The organism is Kitasatospora sp. NPDC005748, from assembly GCF_040630735.1.
GTDB lineage: Bacteria > Actinomycetota > Actinomycetes > Streptomycetales > Streptomycetaceae > Kitasatospora.
On sequence record NZ_JBEXYD010000090.1, the window covers coordinates 1 to 25,642 of the forward strand.

General features: G+C 73.3%; 8 protein-coding genes. 5 read left to right on the plus strand and 3 right to left on the minus strand.

The annotated features are described in order from the left end of the window. The 3 genes from ABZ495_RS34635 to ABZ495_RS34645 form a co-directional block, all read right to left on the minus strand. Positions 1 to 2,329 (minus strand): condensation domain-containing protein (locus ABZ495_RS34635; protein ID WP_359839883.1); only part of this gene is annotated, 2,329 nt, incomplete at its 3' end. Between the two features lie 2 nt (positions 2,330 to 2,331). Further along, positions 2,332 to 6,999 carry an amino acid adenylation domain-containing protein gene (locus tag ABZ495_RS34640; protein WP_359839885.1) on the minus strand — a complete coding sequence of 1,556 codons (4,668 nt, stop codon included), beginning with the start codon at positions 6,997 to 6,999 and terminating at the stop codon, positions 2,332 to 2,334. A gap of 98 nt (positions 7,000 to 7,097) precedes the next feature. Beyond that, positions 7,098 to 7,319, minus strand: a complete 222-nt coding sequence (locus tag ABZ495_RS34645) for an MbtH family NRPS accessory protein (RefSeq protein WP_329488969.1) — start codon at positions 7,317 to 7,319, stop codon at positions 7,098 to 7,100. Positions 7,320 to 7,891: 572 nt separating this feature from the next. On the opposite strand from ABZ495_RS34645, the gene ABZ495_RS34650 reads away from it, so the two are divergent. The 5 genes from ABZ495_RS34650 to ABZ495_RS34670 all read left to right on the plus strand — a co-directional run. Then, positions 7,892 to 8,908, plus strand: a complete 1,017-nt coding sequence (locus tag ABZ495_RS34650; RefSeq protein WP_329488966.1) for a LuxR C-terminal-related transcriptional regulator — start codon at positions 7,892 to 7,894, stop codon at positions 8,906 to 8,908. 237 nt (positions 8,909 to 9,145) lie between these two features. Then, entirely contained in the window at positions 9,146 to 9,889 is a 744-nt protein-coding gene (locus ABZ495_RS34655; RefSeq protein WP_329488967.1) for an ABC transporter ATP-binding protein, read from the plus strand. Further along, positions 9,883 to 12,441, plus strand: coding sequence for an FtsX-like permease family protein (locus ABZ495_RS34660; RefSeq protein ID WP_359839887.1), 2,559 nt, complete (start codon positions 9,883 to 9,885; stop codon positions 12,439 to 12,441). Before ABZ495_RS34655 ends, ABZ495_RS34660 begins: the two co-directional genes overlap by 7 nt. A 167-nt stretch (positions 12,442 to 12,608) precedes the next feature. After that, a complete protein-coding gene (locus ABZ495_RS34665; protein WP_329488969.1) occupies positions 12,609 to 12,830 on the plus strand; it encodes an MbtH family NRPS accessory protein in 222 nt (73 codons plus the stop codon). 93 nt (positions 12,831 to 12,923) lie between these two features. Next, positions 12,924 to 25,642: amino acid adenylation domain-containing protein (locus tag ABZ495_RS34670; protein WP_359839889.1), on the plus strand; the 12,719-nt coding region annotated here is incomplete at its 3' end.

Sequence of the window (25,642 nt, forward strand, 5' to 3'; positions counted from 1 at the left end):
CGCCGGCGAACACGACGGTGCGCAGGGCGGTACCGGTTCCGGTGCCGGTTTCGATGTCGGTACCGGTGCTGGTGGTGAGGGTGGTGGCGAGGGAGTGGAACGCGGAGGGGGTCTGGCAGAGCATGGTGATCTGCTCGGTGGTGAGCAGGTCGGCCATGTCCTGGGGGGAGCGGGCGATCGCGGTGGGGACGACGACGAGGCGGGCGCCGTGGAGGAGGGCGCCCCACATCTCGAAGACGGAGACGTCGAAGGCGTAGGAGTGGAACAGGGCCCACACGTCGTTCGCCGAGAGGGCCAGCTGGTCGCGGGTGGCGGTGAACAGGCGGGCGACGTTGGCGTGGGTGAGGCTGACGCCCTTGGGTCGGCCGGTGGAGCCGGAGGTGTAGATGACGTAGATCTGGTTGTCCGGACGCACGCCGGTGACGGGTGCGGTGGCCGGGCGGGCCGCGATCTCGGCCGCGTGGGTGTCGACGAGGACGCGGGTGCCGGTGAACTCCAGCTCGTCGAGCGCGGAGTGGGTGAGCAGGATCGGCGCCTTGGCGTCGGTGAGCATGTAGGCGAGGCGGTCGGCGGGGTTGGCCGGGTCGAGCGGGAGGTAGGCGGCGCCGGACTTCAGGATGCCGAGGAGGGCGGGGATGAGGTCGGGTCCGCGTTCCAGGGAGAGGCCGACGATCCGCTCGGGGCCGGCGCCGAGGGCGATGAGGTGGTGGGCGATGCGGTTGGCCCGCTCGTCCAGCTCCGCGTAGGTCAGGTGGGACGAGCCGCTGGTCAGGGCGATGGCGTCCGGGGTGCGGGCGGCCTGGGCGGCGAACAGCTCGTGGACGCAGTCGTCCACCGGCTGCTCGACGGCGGTGTTCCAGGTGTCGAGCAGCAGCTCACGCTCCGCGGCCGGCAGGAAGTCGATCGTGGAGAGCCGGGCGTCCGGCGTCGCGGTGAGGCCGGCCAGCAGGTTCAGGTAGTGCGCGGCCATCCGCTCGATCGTGCCGCGGTCGAAGAGGGCGGTGGCGAAGCAGAGCCGGGCCTCCAGCGGCCCGTTCACACCGTCGGTGATGTCCAGGGTGAGGTCGACCTTGGCGATCCGGTCGGCGGACTCGGGGCGCACGGTCAGGCCGGGCAGCTCGAAGGCGGGCGCCTGGTGCTCGCGGAGGATGAAGTCGACCTGGTACAGCGGCGTGCGCGAGAGGTCGCGCTTCGGCTGCAGCTCGTCGACGAGGCGGGCGAACGGCACGGACTGGTGCTCGTAGGCGTCCAGCATGGTGCGGCGGCCGGTCGCGAGCAGCTCGCGGAAGGTCGGGTCGCCCTGCCAGTCGAGGCGGTTGACCACGACGTTGATGCCGTAGCCGATCAGCCGCTGGAGCTCGGGGCGGGCGCGGCCGGAGACGGTGACGCCGACGGGGATGTCGGTGGTGCGGGTGTAGCGGGAGACCAGCGACTGGAAGGCGGTGAGCAGGACGACGAACCGGGTGACGTCGTTCTCGGCAGCCACCCGCTGGGCCCGCTCGGCGAGTTCGGCCGGGATCGTGAAGGTGACGGCGTCGCCGGCGGACTCGCGGCGGGCGGGGCGGGGGCGGTCGGTGGGCAGGTCGATGACCGGGACGTCGGACAGCCGGCCGCGCCAGTAGTCGAGCTGGCGGTCGAGCACGTCACCGCTCAGCTCCTTGCGCTGCCAGGCGGCGAAGTCGGCGAACTGGACCGGCAGCGGGGCGAGCGGGGAGGGCGCGCCGGTGGTGAACGCGGTGTACAGGGCGCCGAGTTCCTCCGCGAAGACGCCCATCGACCAGGCGTCGCACGCGATGTGGTGGAAGGTGACGACCAGGATGTGCCGGTCCTCGGCGAGGGCGAGCAGCCGGGCGCGGACCGGCCAGTCGCGCTCCAGGTCGAACGGGGTGACGATCTCCTGCTCGGCGAGTTCCCGGGCCCGCGCCTCGCGGTCCTGGACGGGGACGTCCGCCAGGTCCACGACGGGGAACGGCGGGGCCGCGGGAGCGTCGACGATCTGGACCGGCTCCTCGCCGGCCAGCAGGTAGCGGGTCCGCAGGATCTCGTGGCGGGCGACGATCTCCGTCCACGCCGCGCGCAGGGCGGCGCGATCCAGCGTCCCGTGGAGCCGCAGCGCCAGCGGTACCAGGTACTCGGCGCTGTCGGGCTCCAGGCGGTTGAGGAACCACATCTGCTGCTGACCGAACGTGACGGGCAGCGGCTGGTCCCGATCAACCGTGGTGATCAGGGACCGGCGACCGCCCCGCTTGCCGGCCAGCCGGCGCCGCAGCAGCTCCTCGCGCTGCGCTGCCACGTCCTGCTTGGTCGACTTCATGTCGCCGGTGTTCATTCCTAGTTCTCCTTGGAGTTCGTGGCGGCGGCGCCGGCCGTGGCGGTGCTGGGGGCGAAGAGGTCCGACTCCGCGATCTCGGAGTCGCTCAGCTGCTCGATCTCGGCCCTGATCTGGTCCTCGATCGCCGCGGCCAGACGGCCGACGGTGGGCTGGGCGAAGACGGTGCCGATGGAGAGGTCGATGTCGAACTCGTCCTGGAGCTGGGAGGTCATGCGGATGGCCAGGATCGAGTGGCCGCCGAGCGTGAAGAAGCTGTCCTGCACGCCGACCCGGGGCAGTCCGAGCAGCTCGGCCCAGATCTGGGCGATCCGCTCCTCGGTGGGGGTGGTGGGCGGCTGGAAGCCGTCGTCCCCGGCGTCGATGTCGGGCAGGGCCCGGCGGTCGACCTTCCCGTTGGCGGTGAGCGGGATCCGGTCGATCACCGTGAGGGCCGACGGGACCATGTAGTCGGGGAGGCGCTCGGCGAGCGCGGCCCTGACCGGTTCGAGGTCGACGGGCCCGGTGCCGTCCGTGACCAGGTAGCCGACCAGCGACTTCTCACCGGTGGTGCTCTCCCGGACGATCACCACGGCGTCGCGGACCGGTGCCAGCTCCGACAGTACGGCCTCGATCTCTCCGAGTTCTATGCGGTATCCGCGCAGCTTGACCTGGGTGTCGATGCGGCCGAGGAAGGAGATGCTGCCGTCGGACAGCACCCGGGTCAGGTCGCCGGTGCGGTAGAGGCGGGAGCCGGGCGCGCCGAAGGGGTTCGGGACGAACTTCTCGGCGGTCAGCTCGGGCCGGCCGTGGTAGCCGCGGGCCAGGCCCTCGCCGCCGACGTGGAGTTCGCCGGCGACGCCGACCGGGACGGGCCGGCCGGACCGGTCCAGCACCAGGGTGGTGGTGTTGGGCAGCGGGCCGCCCAGCGGTACGGCGGCGGCCTGCGGCCGGTCGACGGGGTGCACGGTGGAGCCGATCGAGGCCTCGGTCGGTCCGTACTCGTTGATCAGCCGGCCGGGGCCGAGGGCCGTGAGCCAGCGGTTGGCGAGGCGGGCGGGCAGTTCCTCGCCGGCCACCAGCACCAGCCGGGCCAGTGCCGACATCCGGTCGTCGGTCAGCTGGTCGGTGAGCAGTTCGAGGTGCCCGGGGGTGAGCTTCACGAAGGCGTACGGCGCACCGGCCAGCAGCGTCTCGCCGAGGGTGGCGAGATCCAGGTCGGCGGGCAGGACGTGCACCGCGCGGCCGGTGATCAGCGGCACGTACAGGTTGGTGGCCGGCAGGTCGAAGGCGATGGAGCTGAACAGCGGGGCGCCGCCCTCGGCGCCGGTCAGGTCGCGGGCCGCCCAGCGCAGGTGGTTGGCCAGGCCGCGGTGGTGCACCATGACGCCCTTGGGGCGGCCGGTGGAGCCGGAGGTGTAGATCGCGTAGGCGAGCAGCTCCGGGTCCCCGGAGCGGGCGGGCCGCTCGGCCGGGCGGGCCTCGACGGCGGCGCGGTCGGCGTCCAGCAGGACGAGGGCGCCCTGGTGGCCCGCCGTGGCGGAGGCCTGGTCGGAGGTGGTGACGAGCAGCGGCGAGCGGCAGTCGGAGAGGACGTGGCGCAGCCGCTCGGCGGGCAGCGACGGGTCCAGCGGCAGGTAGGCGGCGTCGGCCTTCCAGATGCCGAGCAGGGCGGGGACGAGCTCCGGTCCGCGGGCCAGGCAGAGGCCGACGACGGTGTCGGGGCCGGCGCCCAGGGCGATCAGGTGGTGGGCGATGCGGTTGGCCCGCTCGTCCACCTCGGCGTAGGTCAGCCGGGTCTCGCCGGCGATCACGGCGACGGCGTCGGGGGTGGTCCGGGCCTGCTCCTCGAACAGGTCGAGGGTGGTGCCGGCCGGCCAGTCGGCGTGCTCGCCGGTGCCCCAGCCGGTGAGCTGCTCGCGGTCCCGCTCGGCCATGATCCCGGCGGCCGCGAGGGTGACGGCGGGCTCGGCGGTGACGGACTCCAGCAGGCGCAGGAAGTGGTCGGCCAGCCGCTCGACGGTGGTCCGCTCGAACAGCGCGTCGGTGTACTCGAAGGCGCCGCTCCAGGTGCCGTCGGCCTCGCTGCGGACGTAGAGGGTGAGGTCGGTCTTGGCGACCTGGCGGGCCGGGTGGAGGTAGTCGATGTCGGCGCGGTCGGGCATGCCGCCGATCAGCTGGCCGTCGTGCAGGTTGAAGGCGACCTGGTAGAGCGGGGTGCGGGACTGGTCGCGCTCGGGGCGCAGCTCGTCCACGATGTGCTCGAAGGAGAGGTTCTGGTGGGCGAAGGCCTCGCGGCAGACCACCCTGACCTTCTCCAGGGCCTCGGTGAAGGTCAGGCCCTCCGCCAGCCGGCAGCGCAGCACCAGCGAGTTGAGGAAGAAGCCGACGGTGCGGTCGACCTCGGGCCGGGTGCGGCCGGCGACCGGGGTGCCGATCACCACGTCCCACTGGCCGCTGAGCCGGGCGAGCACGGTGCCGAAGGCGGTCAGCAGCGTCATGAACGGCGTGGCCTCGCGGCTCTGGCCGAGGTCGGTGACCGCGGCCATCAGGCGCTGCGGGATGTCGAAGGTGACGACGTCGCCGTGCGGGTCGCGCTTGGCGGGGCGCGGGTGGTCGGCGGGCAGCTCCAGCGGGACGAGCCCGTCGAGCGCGGTGCGCCAGTAGTCGAGCTCGTCGGCCAGCCGCTCCTTGGAGTGCCACTCCTGCTGCCAGCCGGCGTAGTCGGCGTACTGCACCGGGACGGCGGGCAGCCGCGGGGTGACGCCGGCCCGAAGGGCGGCGCACAGCTGGTGGAACTCCTCCTCCAGGACGGCGGCCGACCAGCCGTCGCAGGCGATGTGGTGGATGGTGACGAGCAGCAGCTGCTCGTCGCCGTCGGCGGGGGTGCGGGCCAGGGTGGCGCGCCAGAGCCGGCCGGAGGCGAGGTCGAAGCCGGTCTCGAACTGCTCGCGGAAGAGCTCGACGATCCGCTCGCGGCTGCCTTCGGCGCACCGCAGCTCGATCGGCAGGGTTTCGCCGATCTCCTGGAGCGGTTCGCCGTCGACGACGGTGTAGCGGGTGCGCAGCGCCTCGTGGCGGTCGGCGAGGGTGTCGAGCACCAGGCGGACGGTGTCGGCCTCGACGTCCCCGGGCAGCCGCAGGAACAGCGGGGCGGTCCACTCCGGGCTGGGCTCCATGGTGTCGAGCAGCCAGATCCGGCGCTGGCCGTACGAGAGCGGCAGTGGCCGGTCGCGCGGCACCGGGGTGATGCCGGCGGCGGTCGGCCGGGCGTCCGCGAGCAGGGCGACCTGCTCGCGGACGGTGACCGCGCCGAACAGGTCGGCGAGCACGATCGGGGTGCCGGTGGCCGCGTGGAGGCGCTTGGCCAGCTCGGTCATGATCAGCGAGTAGCCGCCGAGCTGGAAGAAGTTGTCGTCCAGGCCGACCTGCGCCACCTCCAGCAGCTCGGACCAGATCCGGGCCACGGTCCGCTCGACGGCGGTGACGGGGGCGACGTGGGCGGGGCGGCCGGGCGCGGTGTCGGCGGGCGCGGCCTGCGGGCGGTCGGCCTCGTCGAGCAGCTCCAGGATGCCGCCGCCCTGCCAGCGGACCAGGTCGCCGGTGGCGTGCATGCGGCTGCCGGCGGTGCCGTAGACGGCGGGGCGCAGCCGCTCGGCGGTGGTGCGCGGGTCGTCGAGGTAGCCGGCGCCGGCGCCGAGGCCGGCCGCGTTCAGCCGGCCGGGGACGCCCGGCGGGACGAGGTCGCCGTACTCGTCGAGGACGAGCAGCGGGATCCGGTCGATCGGGCGGCCGAGCAGGGTGTTCGGGCCGGTGCGGTCCGGGTCGACGGTGTGGGCGGTCACCGCGAGGGCGCCGTCGAGCAGGTGGACGCTGCACACCTCCTCGGCGCCGGCGGCGGTCAGGGCGCGCGCGGTGCCGGCGGTCAGCCCGGCGCCGGCGGCGAGCACCAGGCGGGGGGCGGTGCCGGGCCGCAGGTCGGCGGCGGCGAGCAGCGCGGGCGCGCCGGCCAGTACGGTGGCCCGCTGCTCGGTGGCGACGGCGGTGAGGCCGGCGGGGTCGGTCACCGGGACGGCGGTGGCACCGGCGGCCAGCGCGGCGAACAGCGGGGCGAACCAGCCGTCGGTGCCGTCGGCGCAGAGCACCCGGTCGCCCGGCTCCAGGCCGAACTCCTCGACCAGCCAGTCGATCTGGTGCAGTACGGCGGATTGGTCGAGGACCAGGGTGCGGCCGGTGGCCGGGTCGTGGCGCAGCCAGGCGGCGTCGGTCGGCGCGGCGGGCCGGCCGGGGTGGTCGGCGGGCCGGTCGGCGAGGTCCCGCGCCAGCGCGCGGGGGCCGACGACCCGGGCGGCGCCGTGCCGCTCGGGCGCGTCCTCGTCCAGGGTGAGGACGAGCTCCACCCGGGCGGGCAGGGAGCCGAGCGGGAGGTCGGTGGGCAGGGGCAGGACGGCCGCGCCGGCGCGCCAGATGCCGAGGGCGGTCCGCGCGAACGCCGCCCCGGGGGAGAGGCGCACGCCGACGACGCCGCCGGGCGCGATGCCCGCCTCGGCGAGGAAGTGCGCCAGCCGGCCGGCGTGCTCGTCGAGCCGGCGGTAGTCGGCGCGGTCCTGGTGGTCGGACACGGCGACGGCGTCGGGAGCCCGGCGGGTCGAGCTCGCAATCAGGTCGTGCAGGGAAGGCCGCGGGGTCACGAGAGCTCCTCGCTCGGTGTCACGGTGGGGTGGGCGGTACGACGACGCGCGCTCTCCCGCGGCGGCCGGTGGGGGCCGCCGCGGGAGAGCGGGGTCGTTCAGTTGGCGGCGGCCTGGGCGGCCATCCGGGTGCGCAGGCTCAGCGGGCGCATGTCGGTCCACACCTCGCCGATGCGGGTGAGGCACTCCTGCTTGGTGCCGCCGGTGCCCTCGGCCCGCCAGCCGTCCGGCAGGGCGCGGTCCGCCCACCAGATCGAGTACTGCTCCTCGTCGTTGAGCACCACGAGGTAGGTCTGCTCGTCGACAATCTGCTCAGCCATGACGCTCCCAGGTCGGTTGAGGCCGGTGCCGCCATGGGCGGCTGGATGCACGGGACGGCCGAGCTGTTGGGCGGGCCGGCTGCCCGCACACTCGTCCGACTGCCCGGGAAGTCTGCGGTGGCCCGCTATAGACGCTCTATACCGCCGGATCCGGCCGTCGGCGTGCCTTCCGGTGCAGGTCACGAGGGGTGCGCGGGCCCCGGATCGGGGCGGTCCGGGGCGTGGTGGAAATCACGATTGCTTATATCGAGGGGTTTGCGGTGGCCGAAAAATGCCCTTCCGCCACCCTGGGTGTCCATTACTTGACTTCATGTCATTCGATGACAGAAACTCGACCGGGGGCGTGCAGGGAGTGACATTTCCGTGGCTCGGCCCAGCCGGGGGGCAGCCATATTCAAGGCCCCCGTGTGAAGAAGTTCAGAGATTCCTCGGGGGACGTTTCACCATGTCAGACCTGCTTCGTGTGATCAGACCGCATCTGTGTCCAGCCTCTTCGCATTCCGACTGTCCAATGTCGACTGATTCTTGACGGGCCATCAGATCACCCTCCCTGGACAATTGGATTCACGGCAATGCTGGAGAAGCTGGGCCTCGGTGCCGAGGCCGGTTCGGTCTACAAAGAAATGCTCAAGGATCCGCAGAGCGGACCCGCCGACATCGCCGGCCGGCTCGGCTGGACCGAGGCCCGGGTGCGGTCGTCCCTGGACGAGCTCGCCCGCCTCGCGCTGCTGAGACCGTCCTGGCAGGACCCGGGCGTGCTGAAGCCGGTGGAGCCGGAGGTCGGGCTGCGCTATCTGCTCGACCGCCGGGAGGCCGAGCTCCAGCGGCGCCTGCTGGAGATCGAGCAGGGCCGCCGCGACCTCGTCGAGGTGGTCGCCGAGTACGCCAACCTGACCCGGTCCTCCCGCAAGAGCGCGGACGTCGAGGTGCTGGAGGGGATCGACTCGATCCGGCTGCGGATCGAGTCGCTGGCGACCGGCTGCACCGAGGAGGTGCTGGGCTTCGTCACCTCGGGGGTGATGTCCGAGGCGAACATCGAGGCCAGCCGTCCGCTGGACCTGCGGGTGCTGCGCGGCGGGGTCCGGCTGCGCTCGATCTACCTGGAGAGCATCAAGAACGACAACAACACCATTGCGTATGCTCATTGGCTGACGGAGCAGGGCGCCCAGGTGCGCGTCGCGCCGACGCTTCCGCCGCGCATGGTGATCTATGACCGGTCCACCGCTATTGTTCCGGTGGACCCCGAGGAGACCCGCAGGGGCGCCCTCGTGCTGCGCGGCCACGGAGTGGTCGGCGCGCTGTGCGAACTGTTCGAGCGGGTCTGGCAGAGCTCCCTGCCGGTCGCCTCCGAGCCGGAGGCTCCGGTCGGCCGGGAACAGCCCGAACTGTCCCCGCGATCGCAGGCCATCCTGGTCCTGCTGGCCAAGGGCGCCACCGACGAGATGATCGCCCGCAGGCTCGGCGTCTCGGTCCGCACCGTACGGCGCGGCACCGCCGAGCTGGCCGCCCAGCTGGGCGCCAAGACGAAGTTCCAGGCCGGGATGATGGCGCTCCAGCACGGCTGGGTCGATCCCGCCCTGCTCTCCTGACACCGGCCGCCGCCGGACCCGGACCCGGGGCCGGCGGCGCTCGGCCCGGTCGGGAGCGTCGGCGGCCGGCCGGGGCGGGAACGCCGGTGCCGCGCCCCGGGGGAACCCAACCCGCCGCATCCCCGTCCTCGCGGGCCGGGCCGGCCGCCCCGTGCCACCGGGGGTGTAGCCAGCCATACCCCGGGACTGAATCCCAGGCCATTGAGCCGCACCCACCCCGACTGATGGGCTGAGACTATGAACGCCACGGACTTTGCCGTTGAACTCCGATCGGTCTGCCGGACCTACCGACGCGGACCCGAGCCGGTCGTCGGCCTGGACGACGTGAGTGTCGGATTCCCCTTCGGGACCTTCACCGCCGTCATGGGCCCCTCCGGCTCCGGCAAGTCGACCCTGCTGCGGTCCGCCGCGGGCCTGGAGCCGATCGACCAGGGGGAGGTACGGGTCGACGGCACCGCCCTGGGCGGCCTGCGCGACAACGACCTGACCGTGCTGCGCCGGGAGAAGATCGGCTTCGTCTTCCAGTCCTTCAACCTGCTGCCCGCCCTGACCGCGGCGCAGAACGTGGCGCTCCCCGCCAAGCTGGCCGGCCGGCACCCCGCGCCCTCCGAGGTGACCGCCGCGCTGGCCGTCGTCGGCCTCGCCGAGCGGGCCGGACACCGGCCGGGCGAGCTCTCCGGAGGCCAGCAGCAGCGGGTGGCCATCGCCCGCGCGCTGATCACCCGCCCCGCGGTGCTGTTGGCCGACGAGCCGACCGGCGCCCTGGACACCAAGAGCGGCCGCGAGGTCCTGGCCCTGCTGCGCTCCATGGCCGACGAGCCCAGCCGCGCCGTGGTCATGGTCACCCACGACCCGGTCGCCGCCTCCTACGCCGACCGCGTGGTCTTCCTCCGCGACGGCCGGCTGGCCGGCTCGCTGGAGCGGCCCACCGCCGAGCAGGTCGCCGCCCGGATGACCGCCCTGGAGGCCGTGGCATGCTGAGCCTCGCTCTCGCCACCATCAAGCTGCGCTGGGCCTCGTTCGTCGGCAGCTTCGTCGCCCTGGCCTGCGGCGTCGCCCTGATGGCGACCTCGATCCTGGTCATGGCCGCCACCTCGGACATCCCCGACCAGGAACGCCAGCGCTTCTCGCAGGCCCCCGTCCTGGTGTCCGCCTTCCACACCCTGGACTTCAGGCGGGACGACGGCGACGTCTCCCCGACCCCGGTGGCCAAGCAGCAGGGCCTGCCGGCCGAGCTGATCGCCGCGGTGGCCGCCACCGGCCGGACGGTCGAGGACCGCACCTTCTACGCCCAGCTCGCGGACGGCCCGCACGACCAGGTCGGACGCGCCTGGTCCAGTGCGGAGCTCGGCGGCTACCGGCTGACCGCCGGCTCGGCGCCGACCACCGACGAGCAGATCGTCATCGGCGGCGGCAGCCCCGACCAGGTCGGCCGGCGCGTCCAGTACGTCACCGCCGACGGCCTGCACAGCGCGACCGTCTCCGGCGTCACCGAGGCGGAGCCGTTCGAGCACGCCGTCTTCTTCACCGACGCGCAGGCCGCCCGCTTCTGCCCCGCCGTCGGCGTGCTGGCCGCCTTCGGCCCCGTCGACGCGGTCCGCCAGGCGGTGGCCGGCGCCGGCGGCGCGACCACCGCCCGGGTGCTGACCGGTGCCGAGCGCAGCCAGCTGGACCCGCACCACATCGACGTCGCCGGTCAGCTGGACAACGTGCAGACCCCGCTCGGGCTCTCCGCCGCGGTCTCCGGCGGCACCGCCGTGTTCGTGGTCGCGGGCACCTTCGCGCTGTCGATCGCCCAGCGCCGCCGTGAGCTCGCCCTCCTCCGCCTGATCGGCGCCACCCGCAAGCAGCTGCGCACCCTGGTCAACCGGGAGGCCCTGCTGGTCGGCCTGCTGGCCTCCGTCACGGGCTGCGTGCTCGGTGCGGTCGGGGCGCCGCTGGCCGGCCGCTGGCTGATCGACCACGACATGGTGCCGGCCGACTTCACCGTCCCGATCAGCTGGTGGGGGCTGCTCGTCGCGGCCCTGATCGGACTGCTGACCGCGATGACCGGCGTGGTGCTCTCCTCGTTCAAGGCCGGACTGGTCAGCCCCGGCGAGGCGCTGATGGAGGCCGACGTGGAGCGGCGCTCGCGGGTCGCCCTGGCGGTCCGCTGGATCAGCGGCCTGCTCGTGCTCGGCGGCGGCATCGCGGCGCTCGTGGTGGTGGCCCGGACCTGGCCCGACGCCGCGGCCAGCGCCGCCGACTCGCTCGGACTGCTGCTGGCCGTCGTCGGCGGCTGCGTCCTGCTCGCGGGCGTGCTGGCCACCCCGGTGATCCGGCTGCTGACGGTGCTGCCCACGCTCTCGGCCCGGCTGCGCGGCCGCCCCGCCGAGGACGGCGGCGGCATCGTCTGGGCCACCGCCCGGCAGAGCGCGCTGACGGCCTTCCGGCGCACCGCCGCCACCACCACCCCGGTGGTGCTGGTCGTCGCCTTCGCCGGCTGCCTGCTCGGCAGCGTCGACACCATCAACCGCTCGAAGGTCACCGAGGTCCGCGGCCAGCTGGCCGCCACCGACTTCGTCGTCGCACCGGCCGGCACGCCCGGGCTGAGCCGGACCGTGGTGGACCGCGTGCGCGCCGTCCCCGGCGTGCGGAGCCTGGTCATCACCCCGACCCTGGTGATGGCCGACCAGGACGGCCAGGCCCTGGTCGCCTTCCCCGCCGCGACGGCGGACGCCGCCGCGCTGGCCGAGGTCGACCGGCTCCCGGTCGTCGAGGGCTCGCTGGCCGACCTCGGCCCCGACTCGATCGTGCTCAGCCGCACCTGGCCCGGCTCGCCGCGGACCGGGCAGCAGGTCCCGGTCTGGCTGGCCGACGGCACCCCCCGGACCCTGCGGGTCGCCGCCGTCCTCGGCACCGGCGCCGAGACGGTCCAGGCCTGGGTGACCGGGCACAACGCCGTCACCGGCGGGGTCGGCGGCCAGGCGCTGGCGAGCCAGATCCACCTGCGGGTGCTGCCCGGCACCGACCGGCAGCAGGCCGCCGACGCCCTGCGGACGGCCGTGCAGGGGCTGGGCGCCAAGCTCGCGACCTCGGAGGAGACCTGGTCGGCGGCCACCGACAGCAACGAGGAGGCCTCCTGGAACGCCCTGCTGATGATCCTCGGCCTGGCGATCTGCTACGCGGCCATCGCGCTGGCCAACTCGCTGGTGATGACCGTCGCCGACCGCAGGAAGGAGCTGTCGCTGCTGCGCCTGGCCGGCGCCACCAAGGCCCAGGTGCTGCGCACCGTCGCCGTCGAGACGATGCTGTGCGTGGCGGCCGGGACGTTCCTCGGCCTGCTCGGTACCGCGATCAGCATCGGCGGCTCCTGCGCGGCCCTGACCAACCTGGTCGGCCCGACGCCCGCGGTGGTGCCCTGGGGCACGATGGGCGTGCTCGCCGCCTGCTGCGCGGCCATCGCGCTCGTCTCGGCGGTGCTGCCGGCCGCGCTCGCGCTGCGCGACCGGGACGGCCAGGGCATCCTGCGCGGGGCCGCCGGTTCGGCCTGACCACCCCACCAGCGGCTCCAAGTGCCGGGAACTCCAAGGGAGTTCCCGGCACTTTCGGTTTCCGGAGGCGGTGCCGGAGCGGCCGGCCCCGGCGGCGTATAGGGGCGTTATAGCGAGGCTGCGCAGACTGGCCGGGAATCCCATCCCACCGTGAACTCGGGAGCGTCATGGCTGAGCAGATTGTCGACGAGCAGACCTACCTGGTGGTGCTCAACGACGAGGAGCAGTACTCGATCTGGTGGGCGGACCGCGCCCTGCCGGACGGCTGGCGGGCCGAGGGCACCGGCGGCACCAAGCAGGAGTGCCTCACCCGCATCGGCGAGGTGTGGACCGACATGCGCCCGCTGAGCCTGCGCACCCGGATGGCCGCCCAGGCCGCCGCCAACTGACCCACCACCGACTCGTCCGGGGAGGCCGCACGCCCGCTGAGGGCGACGCCGGCCGCCCCGGACGGTGATGTCACCGCCAGCTACCCGCCCGAAGTGGAGCAAGTCGAAGTGTCAGGATCGCGGATCGATGCGAGCAACCCCGTACTGACCGGCGAGCTGTTCGCAGCCCAGGCGGCGGCCACTCCGACCGCGGTCGCGGTGGTGGTCGGTGATGTGGAGCTGACGTACGGGCAGGTGGCGGAGCGGGCGGCGCGGTTCGGTGCCCTGTTGCGGGCGGCTGGTGTCGGTCCGGAGAGCGTGGTGGGTGTGTGCCTGCCGCGTGAGGCGGATCTGGTGCCGCTGCTGCACGGCGTCTGGCTGGCGGGTGGGGCGTATCTGCCGATCGATCCGGCGCTGCCGGGCGAGCGCATCGACTACATGCTGGCGGACTCGGGCGCGGCGGTGCTGGTCACCGTGAGCGGTCAGGCGGTGGACTTCGCCGGGACCAGGATCGACCTGGACACGGTGGTGCTCGACGAGACGCCGACCCTTGCCGTGCCGGGTGTGACGGATCCGGAGCAGTTGGCGTACGTGCTGTACACGAGTGGTTCGACGGGGCGTCCGAAGGGCGTGATGATCGGGCACGGTGCGCTGCACAACCTGCTCGCCTCGATCCGGGACGACCTGGGGGCCCAGGGCCGTACGGTGTGGCTGGCCTCGACCTCGGTGTCCTTCGACATCTCGGGTCTGGAGCTGCACCTGCCGTTGATCACCGGTGGCCGGGTGGTGCTGGCGCGGGACCACGAGGTGAAGGATCCGGCGGCGCTGATCGCCCTGATCGGGGCCCACCGGGTGACCCATGTGCAGGCCACGCCGTCGGCGTGGCGACTGCTGCTGGAGGCCGGCTTCGACGACTGGACGGTCACCGCCCTGACCGGCGGCGAGCCCCTCCCGGCGCACCTCGCGACCCGGCTGATCGAGACCACGCAGCGGGTGGTCAACGTCTACGGTCCGACCGAGACCACCATCTGGTCGAGCTTCTGGGACGTCCCCGAGGAGCCGGAGACCATCGCCGTCGGCCACCCGCTGGCCAACACCGGCCTGTACGTGCTGGACGAGCGACTGCGGCAGCTGCCCCCCGGAGTGACGGGTCAGTTGTTCATCGACGGTGACGGGGTGGCCCGGGGCTACCACGGGCGGGCGGACCTCACGGCGGAGAAGTTCCTGCCGAACCCGTACGGGGCGGTGGGTTCGCGGCTGTACGCGACGGGTGACCTGGCCCGGTTCCTGGCGGACGGCAGTCTGGAGTGCCTGGGCCGGATCGACAGCCAGGTCAAGGTCCGCGGTTACCGCATCGAGCTGGGTGAGATCGAGACGGTCCTGAGCGGGTTGGAGCAGGTCCGCCAGGCCGTCGTGACCGTCCACGACGAGGCTCTCGTCGCCTACGTCATGCCCGCCGGCGGCCGGGTGGACGCGGGGGAGCTGCGGGCCCGCCTCGCCGAAACCCTGCCCGAGTACATGGTCCCGGGCGCGTTCGTGGCCATCGACGCCGTCCCGCTGAGCAACAGCGGCAAGGTCGACCACCGCGCCCTCCCCGCCCCCGACCTGGACGCGTTCGCCACCGGCGGCTACACCGCCCCCCGCACTCCGGTCGAGGAACGCCTGGCCGCAGTCTGGGCCGAGGTCCTCGGCCTGCCCCAGGTCGGCGTCGAGGACAGCTTCTTCGACCTCGGCGGCGACTCCATCCGCGCCGTCCGCCTCGTCGGCGCCCTGCGCGCCACCGGCTACGACGTCACCATCCCCGACGTCTTCCAGCAGCGCACCATCACCGCCATGGCCACTGCGGTCGGCGACGGCACCGGCGAATCCCTCATCACCGCCGTCCAACCCTTCGCCCTCATCGGCGACGACGACCGCACGGCCCTCCCGGCCGACGTCGTCGACGCCTACCCGCTCTCCCAGGCGCAGACCGGCATGCTCGTCGAACTGGCGGCGGCCCAGGGATCGACGCTCTACCACAACCTCAACTCCTTCCGGGTCGCCGAGAGCATCGGCTACGCGGCGGAGGAGCTGCGCCGCGCCGTCGACATCCTGACGGAGCGTCACGAGATCCTGCGCACCTCGATCGCGCTGTCCGGGTACGCCCAGCCGCTGCAGCTCGTGCACGCCTCGGCGCGGATCCCGCTCACCACCGTCGACCTGCGCGGCCTCACCGCCGACCAGGCGCGGGACCGGGCACGCGAGTACGTGCGGCAGGAGCGCGCGGCCGGCTTCGACCTGACGGCCGCCCCGCTGCTGCGGATCGCCGCACACATCGAGTCCGACCGGGCCTGGCACCTGACCTTCAGCCACAGCCACACCGTGACCGACGGCTGGACGCTCAACTCGCTGCTGATGGAGCTCCTGGGCGTCTACCAGGCGCTCTGCGAGGGCCGTGAACCGGCGGTCCACGAGGCTCCCGCCGTCCGCTACGCCGACTACATCGCCGCCGAACAGGCCTCCCTCGCCGACCCGGCCGACCAGGCCTTCTGGCAGCAGGTCGTCGACGAGCACAGCCCGCTGGTGCTGCCCGGCAGCTGGGCGGACCAGGCGGGGCGGGCCCCGGTCGACCGGACCGTCGACTACACCGACCTGGAGGACGGGCTGCGCGTCCTCGCCGGCCGGGCGAAGACCTCGCTCAAGAGCGTGCTGCTGGCCGCGCACCTCAAGGTGCTGTCCGCCCTCACCCCGGACGAGGCCTTCCACACCGGCGTGGTCTACCACGGCCGGCTGGAGGCGCCGGGCGCCGACCGGGTGCTCGGCATGCACCTCAACACCCTGCCCTTCCCGACCACCCGCGGTGCCCGCACCTGGCGCGAGCTGGTCGAGCGGACCTACGCCACCGAGACCGCCATCTGGTCCCACCGCCGCTACCCGCTGCCCGCCGTCCAGCGCGCCGCGGGCGGCGTCGGCCTGCTGTCGACCCTCTTCGACTACCAGGACTTCCACCAGGTCGACAGCGGGAAGGCCGGCGGCGGCATCGGCATCGACGGCGGCCTGGACGGGGGCGGCAACGAGTTCGCCCTGATGGCCATCGCCGGCAACGGACGACTCGGCCTCGCCGCCGGAGCCGGCGCCCTCGGCAGCGCGAACCTGGAGCGGCTGGCCACCCTCTACCGGCTGGTCCTGGAGTCGATGGCCGCCGATCCGGACGGTGACGCCCTCGCCGTCCCGCTGCCCGAGACCGACCGCCGGCTGCTCGCCGACTGGCAGCGGCGCACCGAACTGCCCGTGGCCGACTGCCTCCACGAGCTGTTCGCCGCCCGGGCCGCCCGCACCCCCGACGCCGTCGCCCTGACCAGCGGCTCGGCCCACCTCACCTACGCCGAACTGGACGAGCGCGCCAACCGCATCGCCCACCACCTCACCGCCCTCGGCGCCCGTCCCGACACCGTGGTCGGCGTCAGCCTGGAGCGCGGCCCCGACCTCGTCCCCACCCTGCTCGGCATCCTGAAGTCCGGCGCCGCCTACCTGCCGCTGGACCCCTCCAACCCGGCCGACCGCCTCGCCTACATGCTGGCCGACGCCAAGGCCGACCTGCTGGTCACCCATTCCGCCCTGGACGAGCTGGAGTTCACCGGCACCCGCGTCCTCGTCGACGCCCACGCGGCCGCGATCGCAGCCCGTCCGGCCACCGCGCCGGTCACGGATGTGCGTCCGGACAACCTGATCTACGTCATCTACACCTCGGGCTCCACCGGCCTGCCCAAGGGCGTCAGCCTCACCCACGCCAGCGTCGCGCGCCTGTTCACCACGACCCGCGAGCAGCTGGCCTTCTCGGCGGACGACGTGTGGGCGCTGTTCCACTCCTACGCCTTCGACGTCTCCGTCTGGGAGATGTGGGGCGCCCTGCTGCACGGCGCCCGCCTCGTCGTCGTCCCGCCCACCGTGAGCCGCTCCCCGCACGACCTGATCGACCTGCTGGTCCGCGAGCGGGTCAGCGTGCTGTGCCAGACGCCGTCCGCCTTCCGCGCGCTGTCCGGCCTGGCCGAGCAGGACGACCCGCGGGTGGACCGACTCGCCCTGCGCACCGTCATCTTCGCCGGTGAGCGCCTCGACATGGCCGAACTCCGCTCCTGGGCGGCCCGCAAGGGCACCGAGCGCCCGGCCCTGGTCAACATGTACGGCCCCACCGAGATCACCGTGTACGCGACCCACCACGTGATCACCGCCGACGAGGTGGCCACCTCCCACCGCAGCAACATCGGCCATGCGCTGGGGGACCTGAGCATCCACCTCCTGGACACCGCCGGCCACCCGGTGCCGGTCGGCGTGCCCGGTGAGATGCACATCGGCGGCCCGGGCCTGGCCCGCGGCTACCTCGACCGCCCCGGGCTGACCGCCGAGCGGTTCGTCCCCGACCCCTTCGGCGCGCCCGGCTCCCGCCTCTACCGCACCGGCGACCTCGTCCTCCGCCTGCCCGACGGCGCCATCGACTTCCTCGGCCGGATCGACGGCCAGATCAAGATCCGCGGCTACCGCGTCGAGCTCGGCGAGATCGAGGCCGCACTGGCCGCCTGCGCCGGGGTGCGCCAGGCCGTGGTCACCGTGCGCGAGAACGCGGCGGGGGAGAAGTCCCTGGTCGGTTACGTCGTCACCGGGACCGCCGGGGCGGGCGCCGACACGGCCGCGCTGCGCGCGGCGCTGGCCGTCACCCTGCCCGAGTACATGGTCCCGGCCGCGTTCGTCGCCCTGGACGCCCTCCCGCTCAGCAACAGCGGCAAGCTCGACCGCCGCGCGCTGCCCGCGCCGGACCTGGACGCCTTCAGTACCGGCGGCTACACCGCCCCGCGCACCCCCGTCGAGGAGCGCCTAGCGGCGGTCTGGGCGGAGGTGCTCGGCCTGTCCGAGGTGGGTGTGGAGGACAGCTTCTTCGACCTCGGCGGCGACTCCATCCGCGCCGTCCGCCTGGTCGGCGCGCTGCGCGCGGCCGGCTACGACGTGAGCATCCGCGACGTCTTCGACCACCGCACCGTCGCCGCCCTGGCCGCCACGGTCGGCGACGGCGGCGCGTCGCTGATCACCGCCGTCGAGCCGTTCGCGCTGCTCGCGGAGGAGGACCGCGCGGCCCTGCCCGCCGACGTCGTCGACGCCTACCCGCTCTCGCAGATCCAGACCGGCATGCTGGTCGAGCTGATGACCTCCGGCGACCGCGGGCTCTACCACAACCTCAACTCCTTCCGGATCCCCGACGCCGCGCCCTTCGACGCCGTCACGCTGCGCGGCGCGCTCGACCTGGTCGCCGCCCGGCACGAGATCCTGCGCACCTCGCTGCACCTCGCGGACTTCTCCCGGCCGCTCCAGCTGGTGCACGCCGCCGTCACCTTCCCGCTCGCCGTGCACGACCTGCGCGGCCTCACCGCCGAGCAGGCACAGGACCGGGCGGACACCTACCTGCGGGAGGAGCGCGCGGCCGGCTTCGACCTGACGGCCGCCCCGCTGCTGCGCTTCGCCGCGCACATCGAGTCCGACCGGGCCTGGCGCCTGACCTTCAGCCACAGCCACACCGTGACCGACGGCTGGACGCTCAACTCGCTGCTGATGGAGCTCCTGGACGTCTACCGGGCGCTGTCCGAGGGCCGTGAACCGGCGGTCCACGAGGAGCCCGCCGTCCGTTACGCCGACTACATCGCCGCCGAACAGGCCTCCCTCGCCGACCCGGCCGACCAGGCCTTCTGGCAGCGGATCGTCGACGAGCACAGCCCGCTCGCGCTGCCGGCCGGGTGGGGCGGCGAGCGCGGCGGGCAGGTGAGCCACCGGGTGCCGTTCGCGGACCTGGAGGACGGCCTGCGGGCGCTGGCCGCCGAGGCGAGGACGTCGATCAAGAGCGTGCTGCTGGCCGCGCACCTCAAGGTGCTGGGCAGCCTCACCTCCGAGCAGGCCTTCCACACCGGCGTGGTCTACCACGGCCGGCTGGAGGCGCCGGGCGCCGACCGGGTGCTGGGCATGCACCTCAACACCCTGCCGTTCCCGGCCACCCGGGGCGCGAAGACCTGGCGTGAGCTGGTCGAGCGGACGTACGCGACCGAGAGTGCCATCTGGTCCCACCGCCGCTACCCGCTGCCCGCCATCCAGCGCGCCGCCGACAACACCCGTGACCTGATCACCGTCCTCTTCGACCACCACGATTTCCACCAGGTCGACACCGACACCGTCGACGTGGACGGCGGGATCAACGACGGCGGCACCGAGTTCGCGCTCAACGCGATCCCCTCGAACGGGTACTTCAACCTGAGCGGCTCGACGGAGTACTTCACCCCGGCCAACCTGGAGCGGCTGGGCGCCATGTACCGGTCGGTGCTGGAGGCGATGGCCGCCGACGCCGACGGCGACGCCCGCGCCGCCCACCTCCCGGCCGACGAACTCTCCCGACTGCTCGACACCTGGAACACCGCCGTCGAGCAGCCGGTCGAGGACTGCGTCCACGAGCTGTTCGCCGCCCAGGCCGCCCGCACCCCGGACGCCATCGCCCTGACCAGCGGCTCGTCCCACCTGACCTACGCGGAGCTGGACGAGCGGGCCAACCGCATCGCCCACCACCTCATCGCCCTCGGCGCCGGCCCCGAGCGGATCGTCGGCCTCTCCCTGGAACGCGGCCCGGACCTCATCCCCGCCCTGCTCGGCATCCTGAAGTCCGGCGCCGCCTACCTCCCGCTCGACCCGGCCAACCCCGCCGACCGCCTCGCCTACATGCTCACCGACGCCAAGGCGCCGATCCTGCTCACCCACTCCGCCCTCGACGAGCTGGAGTTCACCGGCACCCGCGTCCTCGTCGACACCCACGCGGCCGAGATCGCGGCCCGCCCGGCCACCGCACCGGTCACGGACGTGCGTCCGGACAACCTGATCTACGTCATCTACACCTCGGGCTCCACCGGCCTGCCCAAGGGCGTCAGCCTCACCCACGCCAACGTCGCCCGCCACTTCGCGGCCACCCGGAAGCAGTTCGGCTTCCGGCCGGGCGACGTGGCCACCCAGTCGCATGCCTACAGCTTCGACGTCTCCGTCTGGGAGATGTGGGCCGCCCTGCTGCACGGCGGCCGGCTCGTCGTCGTCCCCTCGGCGATCGCCCGCTCGCCGCACGACTTCCTGGACCTCATGGTCGAGCAGCAGGTCACCGTCCTGCTGCAGACGCCCTCCGCGTTCTCCGCGCTCGCGGCGGCCGCCAAGGACGGCGACCCGCGGCTCGACCGGCTGGCCCTGCGCCTGGTCGCCTTCGGCGGTGAGCGGCTGGAGACCGCCGAACTCCAGCCCTGGATCGCCCGGATGGGCCTGGACCACCCCGAGCCGGTCAACCTGTACGGCCCGACCGAGACCACCATGCACTGCGCATACCACCGGGTCGGCGCCGAGGACCTCGCCGACCCGCGCCGCAGCGTCATCGGGCGCCCGGTCGGCGACCTCACCATCCACCTGCTGGACGCGGCCGGCCGCCTGGTCCCCACCGGCGTTCCCGGCGAGATCCACGTCGGCGGCCCCGGCGTGGCCCGCGGCTACCTCGACCGCCCCGCCCTCACCGCCGAGCGCTTCGTCCCCGACCCGTTCGGCGCGCCCGGAACCCGCCTCTACGCCACCGGCGACCTCGCCCGTCGCCTGCCCGACGGCAGCCTCGACTCCCTCGGCCGGATCGACAGCCAGGTCAAGATCCGCGGCCACCGCGTCGAGCTCGGCGAGATCGAGTCCGCGCTGACCGCCCACCCGGACGTCCGCGACGCCGTGGTGACCGTCCACGAGCCGGCCCCGGGGGTCAAGCGCCTGATCGCCTACCTGGTGGCCGCCGGGCCGCTCGACCTGACCGGGCTGCGCGCCCGGCTCGGCGAGAGCCTGCCGGAGTACATGGTCCCGGCCGGGTACGTCCTGCTCGACCGGATCCCGCTGACCAGCAGCAGCAAGGTCGACGTGCGTGCGCTGCCCGCCCCCGACGCCGAAGCCTTCGACGCCTCGGAGTACGTCGGCCCGCGCACCCCCGCCGAGGAGCGGATCGCCGCCATCTGGGCCGACGTCCTCGGCCTGTCGCAGGTGGGCGTGCGGAGCAGCTTCTTCGACCTCGGCGGTGACTCGATGCGGGTCGTCCGGCTGGTCGGCGCGCTGCGCGCCGCGGGCTTCGACATCACCGTCCCCGCGGTCTTCGAGCACCGCACCGTCGCCGCGCTGGCCGCCACGGTCGGGACCGGCGGCGAGTCGCTGATCACCGCCGTCCGGCCGTTCGCGCTGATCGGCGACGGTGACCGGGCGCTGCTGCCCGCCGACGCCGTCGACGCCTACCCGCTCTCCCAGGTGCAGACCGGCATGCTCGTCGAGCTGCTCGCCACCACCGCCGCCCCCGGGAAGCAGCGCAGCCTGTACCACAACGTCAACTCCTTCCTGATCCGGGACGGGCAGCCCTTCTCGCTGGAGTCGCTGCAGGGCGCCGTGGACACCGTGGCGGCCCGCCACGACATCCTGCGCACCTCGATGCACCTGGAGGGCTTCGACGAGCCGCTGCAGATCGTGCACGCCACCGCCGACTACCCGGTGGTCCTGGAGGACCTGCGCGGCCTCGACCAGGCCGAACGGGCGCGGCTCAAGGGCGAGTTCCTGACGCGGGAGCAGTCCCGGACCTTCGACCTCACCGTCGCGCCGCTGCTGCGGGTCTCGGCGCTCGTCGAGTCCGAGGACTCCTGGCGGCTCAACTTCACCTACAACCACGCCATTTCGGAGGGCTGGAGCTACAACTCGCTGCTGATGGAGGTGCTCGACTGCTACCGCGCGCTGCGCGCCGCGGGCGCGCCGGACGCCTACGAGCAGCCGGCGGTGCGGTACGCGGACTTCATCGCCGCCGAGCAGACCGCGCTGGCCGACCCGGCGACCCAGGCCTTCTGGCAGCAGATCGTCGAGGAGCACACGCCGCTGGCGCTCCCGGCCGGCTGGGCCGCCGAGGCGGGCGAGGCGACCCGCCGGCACCTCCAGGTGCCGTTCGCGGACCTGGAGGACGGCCTGCGGGCGCTGGCCGCCCGGGCGAAGACCTCGCTCAAGAGCGTGCTGCTCGCGGCGCACCTCAAGGTGCTGTCCGCCCTCACCCCGGACGAGGCCTTCCACACCGGTGTGGTCTACCACGGCCGTCTGGAGGCGCCGGGTGCCGATCGGGTGCTGGGTATGCACCTCAACACCCTGCCGTTCCCGGCCAGTCGGGGTGCGAGGACCTGGCGTGAGCTGGTCGAGCGGACGTACGCCACCGAGACCGAGATCTGGTCCCACCGCCGTTACCCGCTGCCCGCCATCCAGCGCGCCGCCGGGAACACCCGCGACCTGCTCACGGTGCTGTTCGAGTTCCTCGACTTCCACCAGGTCGACACCGAAGCGGTCGACGTGGACGGCGGAGTCAGCGACGGCATCAACGAGTTCGCGCTCAACGTCATCCCGACCCGCGGCAGCGTGAACTTCCACGTCTCGGCCGGGGTGCTCAGCCAGGCGAGCCTGGAGCGGTTGGGTGGGTTGTACCGGTCGGTGTTGGAGGCGATGGCGGCGGATCCGGAGGGTGACGCGCGTGTGGTGGCGTTGTCCGGGGCCGAGGTGGCGGTGTTGTCCGCGCCGGGGCGTGAGGTGGTGTGGTCGACGGCCAGTGCGCCGGAGGCGTTCGCGGCCCAGGCGGCGGCCACTCCGACCGCGGTCGCGGTGGTGGTCGGTGATGTGGAGCTGACGTACGGGCAGGTGGCGGAGCGGGCGGCGCGGTTCGGTGCCCTGTTGCGGGCGGCGGGTGTCGGTCCGGAGAGCGTGGTGGGTGTGTGCCTGCCGCGTGAGGCGGATCTGGTGCCGCTGCTGCACGGCGTGTGGCTGGCGGGTGGGGCGTATCTGCCGATCGATCCGGCGCTGCCGGGTGAGCGGATCGACTACATGCTGGCGGACTCGGGCGCGGCGGTGCTGGTCACCGTGAGCGGCCGGTCGGTGGACTTCGCCGGGACCAGGATCGACCTGGACACGGTGGTGCTCGACGCGACGCCGACTCTTGCCGTGCCGGGTGTGGTGGTTCCGGAGCAGTTGGCGTACGTGCTGTACACGAGTGGTTCGACGGGGCGTCCGAAGGGCGTGATGATCGGGCACGGTGCGCTGCACAACCTGTTGGAGTCGGTGCGGGACGACCTGGGTGTGCCGGATGGTTCGGTGTGGCTGGCCTCGACGTCGGTGTCGTTCGACATCTCGGGTCTGGAGCTGCACCTGCCGCTGGTCACGGGTGGTCGGGTGGTGCTGGCGCGGGACCATGAGGTGAAGGATCCGGCGGCGCTGATCGCTCTGGTCGGGGCGCATGGGGTGAGTCATGTGCAGGCGACGCCGTCGGCGTGGCGGCTGCTGCTGGAGGCGGGTTTCGAGGAGCGTTCGGTCACCGCGCTGACGGGTGGCGAGCCGTTGCCCGGACACCTGGCGTCCGCCCTGTCGGCGGTCACGCGGCGGGTGGTCAACGTCTACGGTCCGACGGAGACGACGATCTGGTCGAGCTTCTGGGACGTCCCCGAGGAGCCGGAGACCATCGCCGTCGGCCACCCGTTGGCCAACACCGGCGTCTATGTCCTGGACGAGGGGCTGCGGCTGCTTCCGTCGGGGGTGACGGGTCAGTTGTTCATCGACGGTGACGGGGTGGCCCGGGGCTACCACGGGCGGGCGGACCTCACGGCGGAGAAGTTCCTGCCGAACCCGTACGGGGCGGCGGGTTCGCGGCTGTACGCGACGGGTGACCTGGCGCGGTTCCTGGCGGACGGCAGTCTGGAGTGCCTGGGCCGGATCGACAGCCAGGTCAAGATCCGCGGTTACCGTATCGAGCTGGGTGAGATCGAGACGGTCCTGAGCGGGTTGGAGCAGGTCCGCCAGGCCGTCGTGACCGTCCACGACGAGGCCCTCGTCGCCTACCTGGTGACCGAGGACGGCAGCGCGCCGGACATCGCCGCCGTACGGCGCGAACTGGGCCGGCAGCTGCCCGAGTACATGGTCCCGGGCGCGTTCGTGACGATCGACGCCGTCCCGCTGAGCAACAGCGGCAAGGTCGACCACCGCGCCCTCCCCGCTCCCGACCTGGACGCGTTCGCCACCGGCGGCTACACCGCCCCGCGCACTCCGGTCGAGGAGCGCCTGGCGGCGGTCTGGGCCGAGGTGCTGGGTCTGCCCCAGGTCGGTGTGGAGGACAGCTTCTTCGACCTCGGCGGCGACTCCATCCGCGCCGTCCGACTGGTCGGCGCCCTGCGCGCCGCCGGCTACGACGTCACCATCCCCGACGTCTTCCAGCAGCGCACCATCACCGCCATGGCCGCAGCCCTCCCTGGCAACGGCACCGGCGAATCCCTCATCACCGCCGTCCAGCCCTTCGCCCTCATCGGCGACGACGACCGCACGGCCCTCCCGGCCGACGTCGTCGACGCCTACCCGCTCTCCCAGGTCCAGACCGGCATGCTCGTCGAACTGCTGGGTTCGGGGGACCGCGGGCTCTACCACAACCTGAACTCCTTCCGGATCCCGGACACCGCGCCCTTCGACGCCGTCGCGTTGCGCGGCGCGCTCGACCTGGTCGCCGCCCGGCACGAGATCCTGCGCACGTCGCTGCACCTCGCGGACTTCTCCCAGCCGCTGCAGTCGGTGCACGCCACCGCCGAGGTCCCGCTCACCGTGCACGATCTGCGTGGTCTGACCGAGGCCGAGGTGGCGGAGCGCACGACCGCCTACGTCGAGCAGGAGCGTGCGGCGGGCTTCGACCTGGCCGCCGCCCCGCTGCTGCGGATCGCCGTGCACATCGAGTCCGACCGGGCCTGGCGGGTGACCACCAGCCACAGCCACACCGTGACCGACGGCTGGACGCTCAACTCGCTGCTGATGGAGCTCCTGGAGGTCTACCGGGCGCTGCGCGACGGCCGCGAACCGGCGGTCCACGAGGCTCCCGCCGTCCGCTACGCCGACTACATCGCCGCCGAGCAGACCGCGCTCTCCGACCCGCAGACCCAGGCCTTCTGGCAGCACCTGGTCGACGCCCACAGCCCACTCGCCCTCCCCGGCAGCTGGGCGGATCCGGCGACCCCGGGTACGCCCGTCGGCCGGATCGTCCACTACGGCGACCTGGAGGACGGTCTGCGTCGGCTCGCCACCGAGGCGAAGACGTCGCTGAAGAGCGTGCTGCTGGCCGCGCACCTCAAGGTGATGGGCAGCCTGACGGCCGAGGACGCCTTCCACACCGGCGTGGTCTACCACGGCCGCCTGGAAGCACCCGGCGCCGACCGGGTGCTCGGCATGCACCTCAACACCCTGCCGTTCCCGACCACCCGGGGCGCGAAGACCTGGCGCGAGCTGGTCGAGCGGACCTACGCCACCGAGACCGAGATTTGGTCCCACCGCCGCTACCCGCTGCCCGCCGTCCAGCGCGCCGCCGGCAGCTCCGGCGAGCTGGTCTCGATCCTCTTCGAGTACCTGGACTTCCACGTCGTGGACGAGAACTCCGTCGACCTGGACGGGTCGATGGGCGACGGCGCCAACGAGTTCGCCCTCAACGTGCTGGCCCGGCGCGACCATCTGACGCTGGCCGGTACCAGTGCGGCCGTCGACCGGTCGCGGCTGGGCCTGTTGGGTGAGCGTTACCGGCTGGTGCTGGAGGCGATGGCCGCCGACCCGAACGGCGACGCGACCCTCTCCCACCTGCCCGAGACCGAGCGCGCCCAGCTCACGACCTGGGCCGCGGGCGGCTCGGTCGACTGGCCGCAGGGCCTGACCGTCGACCTGATCGAAGCCCAGGCCGCCGCGACGCCGGACGCGGTCGCCGTCATCGCCGGGGACGTCCGCCT

Excerpts from the sequence above, each read along its gene's own strand:
- ABZ495_RS34645 (WP_329488969.1), bottom strand. The coding sequence starts at position 7,319 with ATGGCTGAGCAGATTGTCGACGAGCAGACCTACCTCGTGGTGCTCAAC.
- ABZ495_RS34650 (WP_329488966.1), top strand. The coding sequence starts at position 7,892 with ATGCTGGAGAAGCTGGGCCTCGGTGCCGAGGCCGGTTCGGTCTACAAA.
- ABZ495_RS34655 (WP_329488967.1), top strand. The coding sequence starts at position 9,146 with ATGAACGCCACGGACTTTGCCGTTGAACTCCGATCGGTCTGCCGGACC.
- ABZ495_RS34660 (WP_359839887.1), top strand. The coding sequence starts at position 9,883 with ATGCTGAGCCTCGCTCTCGCCACCATCAAGCTGCGCTGGGCCTCGTTC.
- ABZ495_RS34665 (WP_329488969.1), top strand. The coding sequence starts at position 12,609 with ATGGCTGAGCAGATTGTCGACGAGCAGACCTACCTGGTGGTGCTCAAC.